Below are 18,028 nucleotides of genomic sequence, written 5' to 3'. Positions count from 1 at the left end.
GGCACGAACGTGGAGTCCCCGATGTCTGCCAATCCTGCCAGTGTGTCCTCCGGACTGCGCGAAGTCTGGTTGATCCGTCATGGTGAAACGGAATGGAGCCTCTCTGGGCAGCACACCGGACGCACCGATATCGCGCTGACCGGGCACGGACGCGAGCAGGCGCGCTCGCTGGCGCCGTCGCTCGCCGCGCAGCGCTTCGACGCGGTGCTTTGCAGCCCGATGGCGCGGGCCATCGAGACGTGCCAGTTCGCGGGCCTCGGCGACGAGATGACGATTTCGGCCGACTTGCACGAGTGGGACTACGGGATTTACGAAGGCCTCAAGACAGCGGATATCCGCAAGACCGAACCCGACTGGAGCGTGTGGCATTCGCCCATCGCGCAGGGCGAGGATCTGGCGCGTGTCCAGGCGCGCGCCGCGGCGGTGATCGAGGGCCTGCTGGCCATGCGGGGCCGCGTGGCGCTCTTTTCGCACGCGCATTTCCTGCGCGCATTGGGGGGCTGCTGGATTTCCGGTTCGGCGGCGCTAGGCGAGCATCTGTACCTCGACACGGCTTCGGTGAGCGTTCTCGGCTTCGACCACGATAGCCGCGCCATACGCCGCTGGAATGCGCTCGGCGAGCGCAGGGCATTGATGTGAAGAAGCCCCGATGCGCTCGCTCAGCGCAATGAGCACGACAGCCAATGCGCGATACGCACGCCGTCCAGGCGCGAACCCTCGGGTGTGGCGCTCCCTAGCAGGGTGACGATCACGGGCCGCCGGCCGTGCACCATCACGCGCAACACCATATTGTGGCCGGACTCGTTGATGAAGCCGGTTTTCTGCACGCTCGCGCGCACCTGCCCGTAGCGCACCAGCCGATTGCTGTTCACATACTGCAACTGGCCCTGGCCAGTGGTCACGCGTTCCTGATGATCGACTGAATAGCGGCGAATGAGCGGGTAGCCATCGGCTGCGCGCACCAGGCCCGCCAGTTCGCGCGCGGTTGAGACGTTCTGCGGCGAGAGCCCTGTCGCGTTGACGAAATGCGTGTGCGTCATGCCAAGACGCTGCGCCTTCGCGTTCATTGCCGCGATGAACGCAGGCCGCCCGCCCGGATAGTCGCGGCTGAGCGCCGAAGCCGCACGATTTTCCGAGGACATCAGCGCAACGTGCAGCATGTTAGCGCGCGTGAGCGACGCTCCCACGCCGAGGCGCGAATGCGTGAATTTGAGCGTGTCGAGATCGGCGGTTGTGACCGATAGCCGCTGTTGCAGGGGCGCATGCGCACTATCGAGCCAGACGATGGCCGTCATGAGCTTCGACACCGACGCAATGGGCGCCACCGTGTCGGCATGGCGAGCATAAAGCGGCGTGTGGGTGTTTTCGTCGACCACATAGATCGCATGCGAAAAGAGCTGCTTGCGCGACGCCGGCGTGAAGCCGCAGCGGGCGAGCAGGCGAGGGGCGTGCGCGTTTTTGCCGCTCACGTGCGCTGCGTGTTGCGGCGCCGGCGGCGGCCCATGTCTGGGCTTCGCGCGCTTGGTACGGCGCTTCGGCCCGGAGAGTTTGGTGGAGGGCGCATCAGCGGGCGTCGAACGATGCGCCGGCTTCGTTTTGTGCGCGACTCTCTCTTTCTTTTTGGGCGTTGCGTGGACGGTTCTTTCGGCCGCGGTGTGGTGAGCGGCTGCGTGGGCGCAGGCCGGAGCCGCGCCAGCCGCGAGGCCCGCGACGATCAGGGCGAGCAGGCTGGGTAACAATCGAAGTCGGGAAGCAAAGGGCATCGACAGATGGGCTTGAACGTTGGGTCTGCGCGGCGCGCGTCGAGATTCTGGCGGCATTGTTCGAGCCGCATCGGCTGATGAAGTTCCATTTCGGTTCCATAATCGTCATTCAATGCGACCATCGTCGTATTGAATGGGTGGCGAGCGGGCCCGTATACTCCGTGATGCCATGGGAGAACAGAGATGCTCAATCAACTCTCCGACACCTTCCTGCTCGTCTTCGCCGGACTCTTTCCTGTCCTCAATCCGCCCGCGGCAGGGTTCATCGTGCTGAGCATGCTGCCGCATGCGACGGCCAGCGAACGCGCCTTTCTCGCGCGGATCATCGCCATCAACAGCCTGTTCATTCTGCTCGGTTCGCTGATCATGGGCGCCTATGTGCTTTCGTTCTTTGGCATATCGATACCCGTTTTGCGGGTTGCGGGCGGGTTGGTCATCGCGTTCGCCGGCTGGAACCTGCTGCACAAATCGTCCGATGGTGCGGAGGCGGCACAATCGCAGGCGCCGCCGGATTCGGCGCGCAAAGCGACGCTGCGCGCCACGGCGTTTTATCCGCTCACGCTGCCGGTCACCGTTGGGCCGGGGTCGATTGCGGTCGCGATTGCGCTTGGCACAGGCCGGCCGCGCGGTCACGTGCAACTCGCCAATGTCGTCGGTGTGTTGCTTGCCTTGATCGTTCTTTGCGGCTGCATTTATCTGTGTGTGCGTTTCGCGGGGCATGTCGGCAAGCGGCTCGGACCGGTCGGGACTGAAGTGTTCATGCGCCTGCTCGCATTTGTGCTGCTGTGCATCGGCCTGCAGATTTTGTGGCTCGGGCTCGAAGATCTGCTCGAGTCGGTGCCGCTTTTGGTGAGCACCAAATAGCGCAGCGCGTTGGCGCGCGCGATTGCGCGCCGCCGCAGCCATCGCCATGTTGCGCCGCATGACAGGGAAAACCACGAGGCCATAACATCAGACGTCTGATGTAGATTGGAGCCCCATGTACCCAACCCACGCAATCTTGCGGCAACTATGCGCCTGAGCGTCGACCAGTCGATGTGCGAGCGGATCCAGGATTCGCTGCTGGAAATGATCCGCGAGCGCTCGCTCAAGCCGGGCGATCAAATCCCCCCGGAGCCCGAACTCTGTGAACTGTTGGGCGTGGGCCGCTCCAGCCTGCGGGAGGCGGTCGCGCAGATGATTTCCCACGGTCTTCTCACGCGCGTGCATGGCAAGGGGACCTTCGTCCGACAAATTACGCTCAAGCTGCAAGGCGGTCTGGATGATCTGATGTCTGTGACGGACATGATACGAAGTGTCGGTGCGGTGCCTTCCACGAGTCGTTTGCAGGTGAGGACGATCGCGGCGTCCGGCAGCCTCGCGCAAAAGCTGGGCCTCGCCGAAGGCGACCCCTGCGTGCGGTTCGAACGCGTGCGACGTGCCGACGATGCGATCGCCGCTTACTGCATCGACATCGTGCCAAAGGCGTTGCTCGAAGGGCAGGAACTGGGCGAGTCGCTGTTCGGTACGCTGGAGCGCGCGGGCATTCGGCTCTCCCACACCCATAGTTCGATCCAGCCGACCATTCTCACCCCGCGGGATTTGCCGGAATTGCAGGAGAATATCGGCATGTTTTTGCTGATCGACGAAGTCGATTTCGACGAGACCGGCCGCGCGGTCTGCTACAGCAACGACTATTACAACGCCAGCATTTTCAAGTTCGATCTCGTGCGCAAACGACGTTAGGCGGGCCATCGGCCCATTTCCGGACAGGAAAACGTATGCACTTCGAAGCTTTCAGCTCTGCCGAATTGACCGCCTATCTGCGGGGTATTCCGGCCGTTTGCGCAAGGCTTGGCGACGACAGCGAATTGCAGGTCGTCGAAGTGGGCGATGGCAATCTGAACTACGTCTACTTCGTGAGCAGCACGCGCGACCCGCGCTTGAGCGTCGTGGTGAAGCAGGCGCCGCCGTACCTGCGGCTGGTTGGCGAAGCGTGGCCCTTGCCGTGCGAGCGCATGGAGCGCGAAGTGGCGGCGTTGCGCCGCTTCGGCGCGCTGTGCCCGGAGCACGTGCCGAGCGTTTTTCACGCGGATAGCGAGAAGTTCCTGATGGTGATGCAGCGGCTCGATTCGCATCGCGTGCTGCGCGGGGGGCTGATAGACGGCATCGTGTATCCGCGGCTCGCCGATCACATTTCCACGTTTCTCGCCCGCACGCTCTTTCATGGCTCCGATCTCTATCTTGCGCCGGATGCGAAGAAAGCGGCCGTCGGCGGCGACATCAACACGGAATTGTGCAGGATTACCGAGGAACTGGTCTTCACGTTTCCTTTCGAAGATCATCCTTCGAATGTCTATAGCCCCGCGCTGCCTGCGGCGGCCATCGAACGGCTGCGCACGCACGAGCCGCTAAGGCTCGCGGCAGGCGAGATGAAGTGGGCCTTCATGAACCACGCGGAAACGCTCGTGCACGGCGACCTGCATACGGGCTCGATCATGGCGAACGAGCACGAGACGTATGTGATCGACCCCGAGTTCGCATTCTATGGGCCGATGGGCTTCGACACGGGCGCGTTCATCGCGAACCTGCTGCTCGCGTATTACGCGCGCGATTGGCACGACCGCGAGGCGGGACGCGACCCGGCAGCCTACCAGGGCTGGCTGCTCGATCAGGTCGAGGCCATGTGGAACGCCTTCGCGCAAAAGTTTGGGCAGATCTGGCGGCTGTACGAGCGTGAGAGCGGCCACGCATATATTGGTGGCCCGGCGGGCACGCGTGCGGCTGACGCCTTCCGCGACGATTTCATCGGACGGCTCTTCGCCGATACGCTCGGCTTTGCGGGCTGCAAGATGATCCGCCGCATCGTCGGCATGGCGAAGGTGGCGGAAATTACCAGTATCAAGGACGACGCGGTGCGCGCGCGAGTGGAAGTGCGCTGCCTGAAGCTCGCCGAAGCGCTGCTGGTAAGGCGGCGCGAGCTGGTTTCGATCGAGGCGGTCACCGCGCTGGCCGCTCAGGTGCTCACAGAATCGGTGTAAGTGAATAGAGGCTGCCGCATGAGCGGCAGAGCGCGGACAACCGGCATCGACGGAGAATGTATGACGTTGCAGGCGCAACAATCGAGTCTTCCGCCCACCATCGAGTGGCGCGACGGCACCCTTTATCTGCTCGACCAGACGCGTTTGCCGCGCGAATGCGTGGTCGAAGCCGTGGAGAGTGTCGAGGCAGTCTGGCGCGCGATACATGAACTGCGCGTTCGCGGCGCACCTGCGATTGGCGTCGCGGCCGCATATGGCCTGTGTGTGGCGATGCGGCAGGAGCCGGCGGATTCGCGCGATAGGTTCCTTGCGCGTCTCGAAGCGCACGCCGCGTATCTGGACAGCGCGCGGCCCACCGCGGTTAATTTGCGCTGGGCGCTAGAGCGGATGCTCTCACGCGCGCGCGCCGAGTCCAGCGCCACAGGAGCCGAGCTTTACGAAGCGCTCGTTGCCGAAGCGAAGCGCATTCATCAAGAGGATATTGAACTGTGTGCGCGGATCGGCGAAGCCGGGCGTGCCCTCATCGCGCCTGGCAGCGGCGTGCTCACGCACTGCAATGCCGGTGCGCTGGCCACGGCGGGCATCGGCACGGCGACCGCGCCGCTCTATTGCGCGCACCGCGACGGCGTGGCGTTTCGCGTCTATGCAGACGAGACGCGGCCGCTCCTGCAAGGCGCACGGCTCACCGCTTACGAATTGCAGCAGGCGGGGCTCGACGTCACGCTGATCACCGACAGCATGGCGCCGACCCTGATGGCCCAGGGGCTCATCGATCTCGTGATCGTCGGTACGGATCGCGTGGCCGCGAACGGCGATGTCGCGAACAAGATCGGCACGCTCGGCGTGGCGATCGCGGCGAAGCATTTCGGCATTCCCTTTTATGTGGCGTGTCCGTCGTCCACGCTGGATCTGCGCACCGCCTGCGGTGCGGACATCGTGATCGAGGAGCGCGGCGCGGCGGAGGTGACGCATCTCGCGGGGCAGCGCACCGCGCCCGAGGGCATTCAGGTGCGCAACCCCGCGTTCGATGTAACGCCCAACGAACTCGTTACCGGCATCGTGACGGAGCGGGGCATCGTGCGCGCGCCGTTCGAGGCGAGTCTTGCAGCGCTTTTCGCTACCGGAGCGGCAGCGTGATCGGCGCGAGCGAAGGCCGCCCTCCGGGCGAGGCGGCGGAACGTGCGCGCGATGCGCGGGCAGAAACCGAAATGCGTCAGCAGATCGTCGATACCGCGCGCGAAATGGAGCGCCTCGGCATCAATCAGGGCACGTCGGGCAACGTGAGCGCACGCTGGCATGACGGACTCCTCATTACCCCGAGCGGCGTGCCAAGCGCCGCGCTCACGCGAGAGCGCATCGTCTGGATGCCGCTCGACGTGCGCGATGACGATCCGCTCTTTGAAGCGCAACGCCCTTCGTCGGAGTGGCGTTTTCATCGCGACATCCTGCGCGCGCGCGCCGACGTGAACGCCGTCGTCCATACGCATTCGCAGGCTGCGACGGCGCTCGCGATTCACGGTCGCGGTATCCCCGCGCATCACTACATGGTGGCCGCAGCGGGCGGCAATTCGATTCGCTGCGCGCCGTATGCGACCTTCGGCAGTCAGGCGCTCTCCGATCACGCACTCGAAGCGCTACACGCGCGGCTCGCGTGCCTGCTCGCGCATCACGGCGTTATCGCGCTCGGGCGCGATCTCGCGCGGGCGTTGTGGCTGGCGAACGAAGTGGAGGTGCTCGCAAAGCTGTATTTGCTGGCCTGCCAGTTCGGCGAGCCACCGCTGCTTTCCGACGTGCAAATGGAGGAAGTCATCGAGAAGTTCAAGGGCTACGGCCCGCGCAAGTAATACGCGCTCGCTCGCGCGTCCAGGCAGTCGTTGCAATGCGATACACACGCGGTAGACAAGATTACGTAGTCGGTTGGCGGTTCGCAGGTCAGTCAAAAACCAGCAGATCAAAGACAGGAGACGGTGATGGCGTGGAGTTCAGCAGGGTTCGACAGATGGGTGGCGCGCAGCGCGCGCATGGGAGCCGCGGCCGGCGTAACGATGTTCGCCGCTGCGGCAATGCTGGCAGGCTGCTCGAAGAGCGAGTCGCCTTCAACTACCGCGGCTGCGTCCGACGCCGCCGCCGCGAGCGCACCGGCGCAGGCCGCGGCTGCGACACCGGCAGTCACGAAGATCAAGGTTGGTTTCTCGATCGCCACGCTCAATAACGCGTTCTTCGTCGGCCTGAAGAATGGTGTGGAGCGCGGCGCGGATAAGCAGGGCTTCGATCTCGTGCAAACGAACGCGAACGGCGACGCGCAGCAGCAGGTCAACGACACGCTCAATCTGCTGAGCCAGGGCGTGCAGGCGATCGTGCTGAATCCGATCGATTCGAAGGCGATCATCCCGGCGGTCGAGAAAGCCAATTCGATGAACGTGCCGGTCTTCATGCTCGACCGGGGCTCGGACGGCGGCAAGGTGACCTCGTTCGTTGCTTCGGATAACGTAGCGCTTGGCGCGACCGGCGCGAAGTGGATCGCCGACCAGTTGAGCAAGCGTTATGGCTCGCCCAAGGGCAATGTGGTCGATCTGATCGGCCTCATCGGCACCACGGCGGCGACGGATCGCGAGAAGGGCTTCTCCGATGAGATCGCAAAGTATCCCGACATCAAGGTCGTCGCGCGCCAGGAAGGCGGTTTCGACCAGGAGAAGTCGCTCAACGCGATGACGAGCATTCTCCAGAAATATCCGCAGATCGACGCGGTATTCGGCGCAAACGACGACAACACGGTAGGCGCGGAAAAAGCCATCGACAATGCGGGCCGCTACAAGCCGCTCGGCGATCCCGGCCACATCATGGTGATCGGCGCCGACGGCACGGCGCAGGCGCTTTCGGCAATCCGCGCGGGCAAGCAGGACGCGACGATCTCGCAGAACCCGATCGGCATGTCCGCGAAGGCGATGACGTTCATCACCGACTATGAGGCGAAGAAGGACGTGCCCGCGAACTACGCATGGCCGACCTATCTGGTCGACAAGTCAAACATCGATTCGGACGCCGTGAAGCAATACGGTTTGTGGGCCCTCGAAGTCAAGCAGTAACGGGCGGTCTTAAGCGCCGGCCGCGCGCGACGCGTGCGCCGGCGCCCGGGATGAACGGATGAAACGCGAATCAGGTTCGGCAATGGACGTGTCGCAGCAAGGGAACACTCGTTCAGGCTGCAGTACAAGCGCGCCGCCGCTGCTGCGCATGAGCGGCATCGTAAAGAGTTTTCCCGGCGTGAAAGCGCTGCGAGGCGTGAGCCTCGAGTTGCATGCGGGGCACGTGATGGCGATCGTCGGCGAGAATGGCGCGGGCAAGTCTTCGCTCATCAAGACGCTCTCCGGGGCTTACGAGCCGGACGAAGGCACGATCGAGATCGATGGCATACGCCTCGCGCGCGGCACCCAGGCCGCGATCGACGCGGGCGTGGCCGTGATCTATCAGGAGCTTTCGCTCGTCAACGACATGACGGTGGCCGAAAACCTCTTTCTTGGCCGCATGCCGCGGCGCTACGGCCTGGTCGATCATCGCAGCGCGAACGCCATGGCGCGCGATGCGCTTGCCCAGGTCGGCCTGGAAGGTGTGCCGCCCGCCATGCGCCTGGGCGATCTGCCGCTCAACAAACGCCAGCTCGTGGAGGTTGCCAAGGCACTCGCGCGCGACGCACGCATTCTCGTGATGGACGAGCCCACGGCCGCGCTCCAGCATCACGACATCGAGCATCTCTACGCCGTAGTGCGGCGACTGCGTGCGGCGGGCATGGGCATCATCTTCATTTCGCATCATCTCGAAGAGGTGTTCGAACTGGCCGATTCGGCCGTGGTGATGCGCGACGGCGCAACGGTCGGCGCGCGGCCTATGCCTGAATGGAACGAACCGGCGCTCGTGCAGGCGATGGTCGCGCGCAATCTCGACTCGTTTTATCCGTGGGAGGCGCGGCCCTATGGCGACGTCGTGCTGGAAGCGCACAACGTGGCGAGCGCGCCCGTGCTGCGCGACGCGAGCTTCAGCGTTCGCGCGGGCGAGATCGTGGGTATTGGCGGCGTTGCGGGCGCGGGGCGCACCGAGCTTCTGAAGACACTATGCGGCGCGCTACCACTCACCGGTGGCGAGCTGCGACTGCGCGGGCGCAGGCTCGCGCTGCGCTCGCCCGCGCAAGGCATGCGCGCGGGGATTGTCTACACCGCCGAGGACCGCAAGCTCGAAGGGCTCGTGCTCGACGCGAACATCGAGGAGAACGTCGCGCTTTCGAGCCTGCGGGCGCTGGTGCGCGGCGGCTTCGTGAGCGCGGCGAGAAAGCGCCGCCTCGCGCGCGAGGCGGTCGAGCGCTTCGCGGTGCGCGCGCCCTCGGTCACATCGCTCACTGGCAATCTTTCGGGCGGCAATCAGCAGAAGGTGATTCTCGGGCGCGCGAGCGCGACGTCGCCGGCTGTGATCCTGCTCGACGAGCCCACGCGTGGCATCGATGTCGGCGCGAAGACCGAGATCTATGCGCATATCGTCGCGATGGCGCGCGCGGGCGCGGCCGTCGTGCTCGTGAGTTCCGAACTGCCCGAGCTGCTCGGCATGTCGGACCGCGTGCTGGTGATGTATCGCGGCAGCATCGTCGGCGAAGTCGCGCGTGAGCACGCCAGCTCGGAGACGATCATTCAATGGGCTACCACCGGAGTTGCAGTATGACGTCCACCACGGTTCGACCGCGTGAAGAAGCAGAAACCCTGCAACAGCGCGTGCTGCGCCAGATGCGCAGCGGCCTTGGGCCGCTCATTGCGGCGCTCGTGCTCATCTGTATCGCGCTCTCGCTGGCGTCGCCGGAATTTCTCACCACGAGCACGCTCACCAACATCATGGTGCAGGTGTCCGTGGTCGGCATCGCGGCAGTGGGCGGCACGTTCGTGATCATCACGTCGGGCATCGACCTTTCCGTGGGCTCGCTCGTCGCGCTGAGCGGCATGGTGGCCGCGACCGTCATGGCCGGCGCGAGCCCGGACGCGGTCGGGCTCGGCGTGGCGGGGCTCATCATTGCGCTCGTCGCCGGTGCGGCGGTGGGCGCGCTCAACGGCTTCGGGATTGCGTGGCTGCGGCTCGTGCCGTTCATCGTCACGCTCGCGATGATGGCAATGGGGCGCGGCCTCACGCTCGCGATTTCGGACGGGCGCACGAAATTCGACTTTCCCACCGTGTTTACCGCGTTCGGCGCGAAGACGTTTGCGGGCCTGCCCGCGCCGATGCTCGTGATGCTGGCCGTATTCGTCATTGGCCACGTCTTGCTGCGCAAGACCGAATTCGGGCACCAGGTGTTCGCCGTGGGCGGCAACAAGGAAGCGGCGCGGCTCGCGGGCATTCCGGTGAGCCGCGTGATCTTTCTCACCTACATGTTCGCGGGCGTGACCGCTGCCATTGCGGGCATCGTCCTCGCGGGGCGGCTCAATTCGGCGTTGCCATCCGCGGCCAACGGGCTGGAGCTGCAGGTGATCGCAGGCGTCGTGATTGGGGGCACCTCGCTCGCGGGCGGGCGCGGCTCTATCGTCGGCACATTCATTGGCGTCGTGCTGATCGGCGTGATCAATGTCGGGCTCTCGCTGCTTGGCGTCAATCCGTTCTGGACGCAGTTTATCCAGGGCGGCGTGATTCTCGCGGCCGTTTTGCTCGACGCGCTGAGCCAACGGCGCAAGCTTTGAACGGAGAAGTCAACGTGAGCGGTGGTGCGAAGGCCACCCATACTGGAGACGCGACACGTGAAAAAGATCATTAATCATCCTGATCATTTTGTCGACGAGATGATCGACGCATTGCTGCTCGCCCATCCGGGCTGGCTCAAGCCGGTCACTGCCGACCGCCGCGCGCTGGTGCGCGCCGACGCGCCGAACGCGGGCAAGGTCGGCATCGTGACAGGCGGCGGCTCCGGGCACCTGCCGGGCTTTCTCGGCTACGTGGGCAAGGGGCTCGCGAGCGGCGTGGCGGTGGGCAACGTGTTTTCGTCGCCATCGTCGGAGCAGATCTACGAGGCCACCAAGGCGGTGCACGGCGGCGCGGGCGTGCTCTACCTGTACGGCAACTACGGCGGCGACGTCTTCAACTTTGATCTCGCCGCGGACCTGGCCGACGCGGACGGCATCGACACCCGCACCGTGCTCGTTGCCGACGATGTCGCTTCCGCGCCGCCCGAGCGGGCCTCGGATCGCCGCGGCGTGGCGGGCATGGTGTTCGGTTTCAAGTGCGCGGGCGCGGCGGCCGAACGCGGCGACACGCTCGACGAAGTCGCGCGCATTGCCGCGAAGGCAAACGGCGCGACGCGCACGATGGGCGTGGGCCTTTCGCCGACGATCCTGCCGGCGGCAGGCAAGCCCACCTTCACGCTGCCCGATGGCGAGATGGAGATCGGCATCGGCATTCATGGCGAGCCGGGCACGCACCGCGGCAAACTGGAGGGCGCGGATGCCATAGCCGAACGGCTTGCGGGCGCGATCCTGGGCGATTTGCAGGCCAACGCGGGGTCGAGCGTGGCGCTGCTCGTCAACGGACTCGGCGCGACACCGCTCGAAGAACTGTATCTGCTGTACCGGCGCGCCGCGCAGGCCGTTGCCGCCGCCGGACTGCGCGTGGCGCGCGCTTATGTGGGCGAGTACGTAACGAGCCTCGAAATGGCGGGTGCCTCGATCTCCGTGATGCAACTCGACGAGGAACTCGACGCGCTGCTCGACGCGCCGGCGCGCTCGCCGTTCTGGCGCGAAGGATGGCGCGTGGACGAGGGAGGTGCGCGATGAGTCTTTCGGTCGGCGAAATAAGGACGCGGCTCATTGGGGCGTTGAACGCGATGCCCGCCAGCGCGGAGGAACTGCGCGAACTCGACGCCGCGCTCGGCGACGGCGACCTGGGCGTCACCGTGAAGGCAGGCTCGCTCGCGGCAGCCGATGCCGTTGCGAAGCTGCCGCCCGACGCCGCGCTGGGCGACGTGCTGATCGCCGCGGGCAAGGCGTTTTCGACGGCGAACCCTTCGACGTTCGGCGCGCTCGTGGGCGGCGGGCTGCTCGCGGCCGCGAAGACCGTGGCGGGCAGCCACGTTGCGGGCCGGGCCGAAGCGCTCGCCATGGGTCGCGCGGTGGCCGCGCGCATTGCCGAGCGGGGCAAATCGCAGCTCGGCGACAAGACGGTGCTCGATGCGCTCGTGCCAAGCCTCGATACGCTTGAAGCGCTCGAATCAGGCCGTGGTGACGAGCGCGCGCTCCTCGACGCGATGATCGACACGGCGGAGCAACAGGTGCGCGCCACGGCCGCGTTGCAGTCGAAGAAAGGGCGCGCGGCGTGGGTGCAGGAACGCAGTATCGGTCACGCTGATCCTGGCGCGACAGCGTGGCTCAGGTTTCTTCAAGCCTGGCGAGGGTGAGCTTTGCCACTCAGCGAAAAAGCATCTCGGCGACGCCAGCCGCCGCCGAAAGCACGACGACAGCGAGCGGTGGCACTTTCCAGCGTGTGAGCAAAAAGAAGCCGATGGTCGCGACCGCAAAGTCGATCCGTGACTGGACGGCGCTCGTCCACACCGGCGAATAGAGCGCCATGGCAAGCAGTCCGACCACGGCTGCATTCACGCCCGCAAGCATGGCCGCCATCGAGGGATGGGTGCGAAGTGCTTGCCAATATGGCAGTGCGGCGAGCACGAGAAGCAGGCCTGGCAAGAAGATGCCTGCCAGGGCCACGAAGGCACCCAGCGCATGACTGGATGGACCGCTCATGATCCATCCGAGGAAAGCGGCGAACGTGAAGAGCGGGCCGGGCACGGCCTGGGCGGCACCATAGCCCGCAAGAAAGTCGTTCGGTGAGACCCAGCCCGTAGCCACGGTCTCACGCTGCAGCAACGGCAGCACCACATGACCGCCGCCGAACACGAGGGCGCCCGAGCGGTAGAAGGCGTCGAACACGCGGACGGTAGGCGTCGTGTCGAATGCGGCAAGCGCCGGGAGCCCGATAAGCAGGGCGCAGAAGAGGGCAAGCGCGAACAGACCGGCGCTACGCGATACGCGAAACGCCTGCGTATGCTGACGCGTACCGACGATGGTCCCCGAAGTCGTGGACCGGCACAGCACGAGACCGAGCGCCGCGCCGAGCACGATGACGATCAACTGTGCATACGCCGTCGTCATGACAGCGAGAAGCACGACCGCAACGAGTGCAATGCCGGCGCGGCGGTGGTCGGGGCATAGGCGGCGCGCCATGTCCCATACGGCTTGCGCGACGACGGCAACGGCGACGAGTTTCAGTCCGTGAATCAGCCCAGTTCCCACGGGTCCGCCGAGTTCAGGCGCGATCATGGCAAAGGCGATCAGCAGTGCGACGGATGGCAGCGTGAAGCCGCACCAGGCTGCCAGTCCGCCTGGCCAGCCGGCGCGCAGCAGACCGATCGAAAATCCGGTCTGACTACTGGCGGGACCCGGGAGAAACTGGCAGAGGCCGACCAGATCCGCGAAAGTTTCGTCGTCGAGCCAGCGACGCCGCTCGACGAACTCGCGACGGAAGTAGCCGATATGGGCAATGGGACCGCCAAAGGACGTCAGACCCAGCTTCAGAAAAACTCGCAGGACTTCAAGCACGGAGCCCGCACGGGCTGGCTGCGATGTCGACATACCAGTTTCCATTGAAATTCAGTCGTAAGGAATACGAATAGAACTCGATTCTGCCGCGATCATACCCGATCCGCTGGCGCTATCGCAGGCCGGGAAACTTTCACTGGCCGCGCGCGTGACAGGTAGGCATGCACGAGCGTGACGAGTTCCCACCTGAGGACCGGCGACGCGAGCTGACCCTGCCGCGCCGCCTCGTGAACGGCGCCCGCGAGCGCCCCCGCAAGCACCTGGGCGGCGAGCCGAACATGGTCGGGCGTGCCGCCTGCGTTCGCCATGAACAGCGCCTCATAGGCTTTCCGGCATTCGATCTCGAAGCGATCGTGCGCGCTGCGCGACGTGTCGCCACGCGGGCTTTCTTCCATCAGGACCCGATGCGCGGCCGGATGGCGGCTATGCACGGCAATCATGCCGTCCACGAGTGCCGCAATGCGGCGCGTGCGTGGAATCTGCGGATTCGCAGCGGCTTGCAGCACCGCCAGCACGTCGTCGAAATGCCGCCGGCGGACAGCGTCGATCAGCGCGAGCTTGTCGGGGAAGTATTGGTAGAGCGAGCCGATGCTCACGCCCGCCGCCTCCGCCACCGCGTTGGTCGTGAATGCAGACCACCCGCGTTCGCCCAGAATGTGAGCCGCCGCGTCGAGAATGGCGTCGATCGTCGCCCTCGAACGCGCCTGTTTCGGTGCTTTGCGCATGGCGCCGGAGGTTCGGGTTATGCGAGTAGCCATGCATGCGCTCCAGTGTGAACATGAGCAATATGCTCGCATTACGGGCGCGAGTCCAGCGCACGCCAGCGGACATGCGCCGGTGCGGAAGGCCCGGAGATATCGATGAACACGCAGGTGAGAGAAGAAGCTTATCGACGGCGGGACCTGCCGGTGTGCCTCGGCGTGCGCTTCCTTTCGGAAGCGTCGACGCTCGCGTTGTCCGTCGTGATTGGATGGAGCGTCTACAAGGTTTCGCAAACGCCGCTCACGCTCGGCATCGTCGGCATCGTGGAGTTCATCCCGGCCGTGTTGATGACGCTGCCCGCCGGGGAGCTTTGCGATCGCTTGTCGCCGCGCCCGCTCGTTGTGGCAGGCCTCGCGCTTCAATGTTTCTGCGCACTCGCATTCCTTGCGTTGTCCATGCTGCAGACGAAAGGGCTTGGGTTCTTCTACGGCGTGCTGCTGTTGCTCGGCACGGCGCGAGCGATCGCAGAACCGGCCGCGCAGGCGTTGTTGCCGCTGCTCGTGCCACCGGACCGGCTGCCGCGCGCGATCGCATCCAACTCGACAGCGTGGCAGATGGCGATCGTCCTCGGGCCGGTCGTGGGTGGCCTCTGCTATGCGATGGGCTCGACCGTCGCTTATCTGGTCTGTGCGGTTTTCTTCTTCGCGGCGATGGCGGGTGCGATGACGTTCCGGGAGCGGCGGCCGCGCTCCGAGCGGATGTCGCTACACGGACGAATCGCGCGTGTGAAGGAGGGATTCGTGTTCGTGCGGTCTCGACCGGTCGTGCTCGGCGCACTTTCTCTCGATCTGTTTGCCGTGCTGCTCGGCGGTGCGACGGCCTTGTTGCCGGTCTACGCCCAGGACATCCTCAAGGTGGGCCCGCAAGGCCTGGGCGTGCTGCGCAGCGCGCCAGCCGTTGGCGCTTGTCTCGTCGGACTCGCGCTGACCCGTTTCCCGCCTGAGCGCAATGTCGGCCCCAAGCTCATTGCCGCAGTGATCGTGTTCGGCGTGGCCACGCTGGTATTCGCGCTCTCGCGCTCGGCGTGGGTGTCGTGGCTGGCGCTTGCCGTGGTGGGCGCAAGCGACATGGTCAGCGTCAATATCCGCACTTCTCTGATTCAGCTTGCGACGCCCGACGCGATGCGCGGGCGCGTGTCGGCGGTCAACGCCCTGTTCATCGGAGCTTCGAGCGAACTGGGCGCCTTCGAGTCCGGTGTGGCCGCCGCCTTGCTTGGAACGGTTCCGGCCGTGGCGCTTGGCGGAATCGGAACGATCGTCGCCGCGGCGGTATGGATGATCGCGTTTCCCGCCATCAGGAAAGCGGATCGTGTCGACGTCGGGCTGAGTTGATGCGCGTATAACGTCGCCGTGGCCGCCGGTGGTCGTGATCATTGCGCCGGACGGGTCAATGCGCGGACCCGAGATGATGCCGGCGTCGATGGCCTCGTCATTCCTCTGCGTAAATTGGGCCGACAAAACGCGGAATTCTTCTCATTGATGTTCTCGTTCGTGCGGTGCGCGCGCCAAATGTCTATGCTCGTTGTCATTGCCCCGACGCAGCAACGGCGCAGCACCCTGGAGGGAGTCATGCAAGCAGATCCAAAAGTTATCGAATATCTCAATGCGGAACTGAAGAACGAGCTAACGGCGATTAACCAGTATTTTCTGCACGCGCGGCTTTACGGCCACTGGGGTCTCGCAGGACTCGGCAAACATGAATATGACGAGTCGATCGAGGAGATGAAGCATGCCGACAAGCTGATCGAGCGGATTCTAATGCTCGACGGTCTGCCCAATCTGCAGGACCTTAGCAAACTTCTGATCGGCGAGGATGTTCGCGAAGTGCTCGAGTGCGACCTCAAGCTCGAACGCACTGCGCAGGCACAGTGCAAGGAAGCCGTTGCGTATTGCGAATCCGTTCGGGACTTTGTGTCGAGGGAAATTTTCGTCGAGATCCTCGACGACACGGAGGATCACATCGACTGGCTAGAAATCCAGCTCGGGTTGATCGACAAGATCGGCCTTGAAAACTATCAGCAATCGGCGATGGGCTCGGTCAGCTGATACGCAATCCGGCGTGGATCATGCTCACTTTGGCTTGGCAAATGCGTCCGCAATTTGCCGTGCGCGCTTGATTTCGTCGCTGTGCAGATAGATCGAGGTGGTCGAGACAGAGGCGTGCCGCAGGTTGTCGCGCACCGTGGTGAGTTCCGCGCCGCGCCCGAGCGCGTGCGTGGCGTGCGTGTGGCGCATCCAGTGCGGACTCGCGCGGCTCAGCTTTTCCGCAAGCGGCGCATGATCGGCCTCGATGGCTTTGGCCGCCAGCAGGAAGAAGCGCCGAAGCACGCCCCACAAACGCACGCTGCTAATCGCGGCGTCGCTGTCGGCCTCGAGACTGCCGATGACCGGAGTAGCCGGATTCCAGCGCACGGGTACGACTGGCAGGTCGCGTTCGGCCAGATAACGCGCGAGCGCCTCCCACGCGAGCGGCGGCAAGGCGACGCGCGCCAGCTTCTTTCCCTTGCCCGTCACGCGCATCCAGTGATCGCCGCGTGCATCCGTCTCGACGTGGCCGAGCGTGGCCCCAACCAGCTCGCTCGCGCGCAGGCCGGTCGCATAGCCGAAATCCAGCAGGAAGCGCAGCCGCTGTGCCGCGGGCGCCGACCAGCCATACGACCACTCCAGGCCGTCGGCGATCGTGCGCACCAGCGCCCATTCCCCTTCGCTGAATGCGTGCGAGGTGTCGAGCGCCTGCGCCCCGCTCGCGCCGCGCACTTTTACGCCGGAAAACGGATTGGCTAGCACGTAGCGCTGCTCGATGAGCCAGCGGAACAGCGCGCCGAGGATCGACAGAGCATGCGCGACCGAGCGCGCCGAGAGGCTGCCGTTGAACGGCCGCCAGTCCGGCGACGTGCGCGCCCGCACGGGGCCGACCCAGCGGCCGCGCGGGGAGGGATGGCGCAGGAACGCGCGGTAGGCGATGGCGTCTTCGGTCGTGAGCGACGACAGCGCGCGGCCACGCTCGACGATCGCCCAGAGGATCAGGCGTTCGGCTTCCTTCCGGTAGGTCCGCTGCGTGGCGGGCGACTCGTGCAGCGCGAGCCAGGTCTGGATGGCTTCATAGTCGTTTGATGCGTCCAGCGTGCAGGTCGCGCGCGGTGCACGGAACGTGCCTTCGGAGCCGTCGACTTCGTGCGGCAGCTTCAGGGACTCCCACGGTGCGATGTCGCCGCGCTGGCTCGCCACGATGAGCGCGCGCGCCTTTTCCGTGAGTGCTGGCCAGGCCGCAAAGAACGCCTCGATCGCGCGGGCGCTCGCCACGCCGAGTCCCGGCACGGCTTTCCACCACTGGCGGCGGCGCGGGATACGCACGGTCAGGTCGGCGAGTGTGGTAATGCCGTGCGCGTACAGCACCCGCACGGCGCGCGGCGTGAACCACTGTGCGATGTCGTCGGCGATCTGGGGTTCGGGAGGGCGCGCGGTGCGCAGGCTGTCGATTGCCTGCGCGACAGCCTTGGCGTGCCGCTCGCGTTCCTCCACCGGATGGTCGAACAGCGCCACCAGATCGTCGCGATGCGCCGCGCGTGCGAGGGCGACGAGCCTGCGCCGGATGCGCCCGAGTACGCCGCGCGCCGATTTCCCGTCGCCGAGTGCCGAGGGTAGATAACGCTCGACGGCGGGCCGCACGGCGAGGCCCGCATACCACGCGCGCAGCATGGCGAGTTCGTCGGCGTCGGGAAATCCGGGCGCTTCGGCCGAGGCGGGCGGGGGCAACGGTGTGTGACGCGTTTTCATGCATCAGAGTTTATCGTATAAACAGACGCCTAGTGATAAGAAGGATTATCTTTATAGACGCGAGTGACACGGTTTTTCCGCAGAAAACCAGA

General features: G+C 65.2%; 17 protein-coding genes. 13 read left to right on the top strand and 4 right to left on the bottom strand.

Going from position 1 to position 18,028, the window contains the following annotated elements; all coding sequences use genetic code 11:
- Positions 1-21 precede the first annotated feature (21 nt).
- Positions 22-639, top strand: a complete 618-nt coding sequence (locus M3I54_RS12290) for a histidine phosphatase family protein (protein WP_254336142.1) — start codon at positions 22-24, stop codon at positions 637-639.
- Positions 640-659: 20 nt separating this feature from the next.
- Here M3I54_RS12290 and M3I54_RS12285 read toward each other — a convergent pair whose 3' ends face one another.
- Entirely contained in the window at positions 660-1,469 is an 810-nt protein-coding gene (locus M3I54_RS12285; protein ID WP_309249602.1) for a serine hydrolase, read from the bottom strand.
- Between the two features lie 477 nt (positions 1,470-1,946).
- Here M3I54_RS12285 and M3I54_RS12280 point away from each other — a divergent pair, with 477 nt between their 5' ends.
- From M3I54_RS12280 to M3I54_RS12235, 10 genes are all read left to right on the top strand, one after another.
- The gene (locus M3I54_RS12280) at positions 1,947-2,627 is read left to right on the top strand and encodes a MarC family protein (protein ID WP_254336140.1); all 681 of its coding nucleotides are present in this window, start codon (positions 1,947-1,949) and stop codon (positions 2,625-2,627) included.
- A gap of 147 nt (positions 2,628-2,774) precedes the next feature.
- Entirely contained in the window at positions 2,775-3,488 is a 714-nt protein-coding gene (locus M3I54_RS12275; protein WP_254336138.1) for a GntR family transcriptional regulator, read from the top strand.
- 35 nt (positions 3,489-3,523) lie between these two features.
- Positions 3,524-4,783, top strand: a complete 1,260-nt coding sequence (gene mtnK, locus M3I54_RS12270; RefSeq protein WP_254336136.1) for an S-methyl-5-thioribose kinase — start codon at positions 3,524-3,526, stop codon at positions 4,781-4,783.
- A gap of 60 nt (positions 4,784-4,843) precedes the next feature.
- On the top strand, positions 4,844-5,920 hold the full coding sequence (mtnA, locus tag M3I54_RS12265) for an S-methyl-5-thioribose-1-phosphate isomerase (RefSeq protein WP_254336135.1): 1,077 nt from the start codon (positions 4,844-4,846) through the stop codon (positions 5,918-5,920).
- Positions 5,921-5,991: 71 nt separating this feature from the next.
- On the top strand, positions 5,992-6,627 hold the full coding sequence (locus M3I54_RS12260; RefSeq protein WP_254336225.1) for a class II aldolase/adducin family protein: 636 nt from the start codon (positions 5,992-5,994) through the stop codon (positions 6,625-6,627).
- A gap of 126 nt (positions 6,628-6,753) precedes the next feature.
- The gene (locus M3I54_RS12255; protein ID WP_254336134.1) at positions 6,754-7,869 is read left to right on the top strand and encodes a sugar ABC transporter substrate-binding protein; all 1,116 of its coding nucleotides are present in this window, start codon (positions 6,754-6,756) and stop codon (positions 7,867-7,869) included.
- Between the two features lie 148 nt (positions 7,870-8,017).
- Positions 8,018-9,490, top strand: a complete 1,473-nt coding sequence (locus M3I54_RS12250; protein WP_254336133.1) for a sugar ABC transporter ATP-binding protein — start codon at positions 8,018-8,020, stop codon at positions 9,488-9,490.
- Positions 9,487-10,491 carry an ABC transporter permease gene (locus tag M3I54_RS12245; protein WP_254336132.1) on the top strand — a complete coding sequence of 335 codons (1,005 nt, stop codon included), beginning with the start codon at positions 9,487-9,489 and terminating at the stop codon, positions 10,489-10,491. Before M3I54_RS12250 ends, M3I54_RS12245 begins: the two co-directional genes overlap by 4 nt.
- Positions 10,492-10,548: 57 nt before the next feature.
- Positions 10,549-11,577 (top strand): dihydroxyacetone kinase subunit DhaK, encoded by a 1,029-nt coding sequence (locus M3I54_RS12240; RefSeq protein WP_254336131.1) that lies wholly within the window; start codon positions 10,549-10,551, stop codon positions 11,575-11,577.
- Positions 11,574-12,197: a DAK2 domain-containing protein gene (locus M3I54_RS12235; RefSeq protein ID WP_254336129.1), complete on the top strand. Its 624-nt coding sequence runs from the start codon at positions 11,574-11,576 to the stop codon at positions 12,195-12,197. The genes M3I54_RS12240 and M3I54_RS12235 overlap by 4 nt, the downstream gene beginning before the upstream one ends.
- Before the next feature lie 10 nt (positions 12,198-12,207).
- On the opposite strand, the gene chrA is transcribed toward M3I54_RS12235, so the two are convergent.
- Positions 12,208-13,443, bottom strand: a complete 1,236-nt coding sequence (gene chrA, locus M3I54_RS12230) for a chromate efflux transporter (RefSeq protein ID WP_254336128.1) — start codon at positions 13,441-13,443, stop codon at positions 12,208-12,210.
- Positions 13,444-13,490: 47 nt separating this feature from the next.
- A complete protein-coding gene (locus tag M3I54_RS12225) occupies positions 13,491-14,156 on the bottom strand; it encodes a TetR/AcrR family transcriptional regulator (RefSeq protein WP_254336126.1) in 666 nt (221 codons plus the stop codon).
- 102 nt (positions 14,157-14,258) lie between these two features.
- Between M3I54_RS12225 and M3I54_RS12220 the strand changes: the two genes are divergently transcribed.
- Both M3I54_RS12220 and bfr read left to right on the top strand, forming a co-directional pair.
- On the top strand, positions 14,259-15,491 hold the full coding sequence (locus M3I54_RS12220) for an MFS transporter (RefSeq protein WP_254336124.1): 1,233 nt from the start codon (positions 14,259-14,261) through the stop codon (positions 15,489-15,491).
- Positions 15,492-15,728: 237 nt separating this feature from the next.
- Positions 15,729-16,205 (top strand): bacterioferritin, encoded by a 477-nt coding sequence (gene bfr / locus M3I54_RS12215; RefSeq protein WP_254336224.1) that lies wholly within the window; start codon positions 15,729-15,731, stop codon positions 16,203-16,205.
- Between the two features lie 24 nt (positions 16,206-16,229).
- Here bfr and M3I54_RS12210 read toward each other — a convergent pair whose 3' ends face one another.
- Positions 16,230-17,936 (bottom strand): site-specific integrase, encoded by a 1,707-nt coding sequence (locus tag M3I54_RS12210; protein WP_254336122.1) that lies wholly within the window; start codon positions 17,934-17,936, stop codon positions 16,230-16,232.
- Positions 17,937-18,028 lie beyond the last annotated feature (92 nt).

The organism is Paraburkholderia sp. CNPSo 3274, assembly GCF_024206475.1.
Taxonomy (GTDB): domain Bacteria; phylum Pseudomonadota; class Gammaproteobacteria; order Burkholderiales; family Burkholderiaceae; genus Paraburkholderia.
This window is presented reverse-complemented; position numbering and strand designations above follow the sequence as displayed.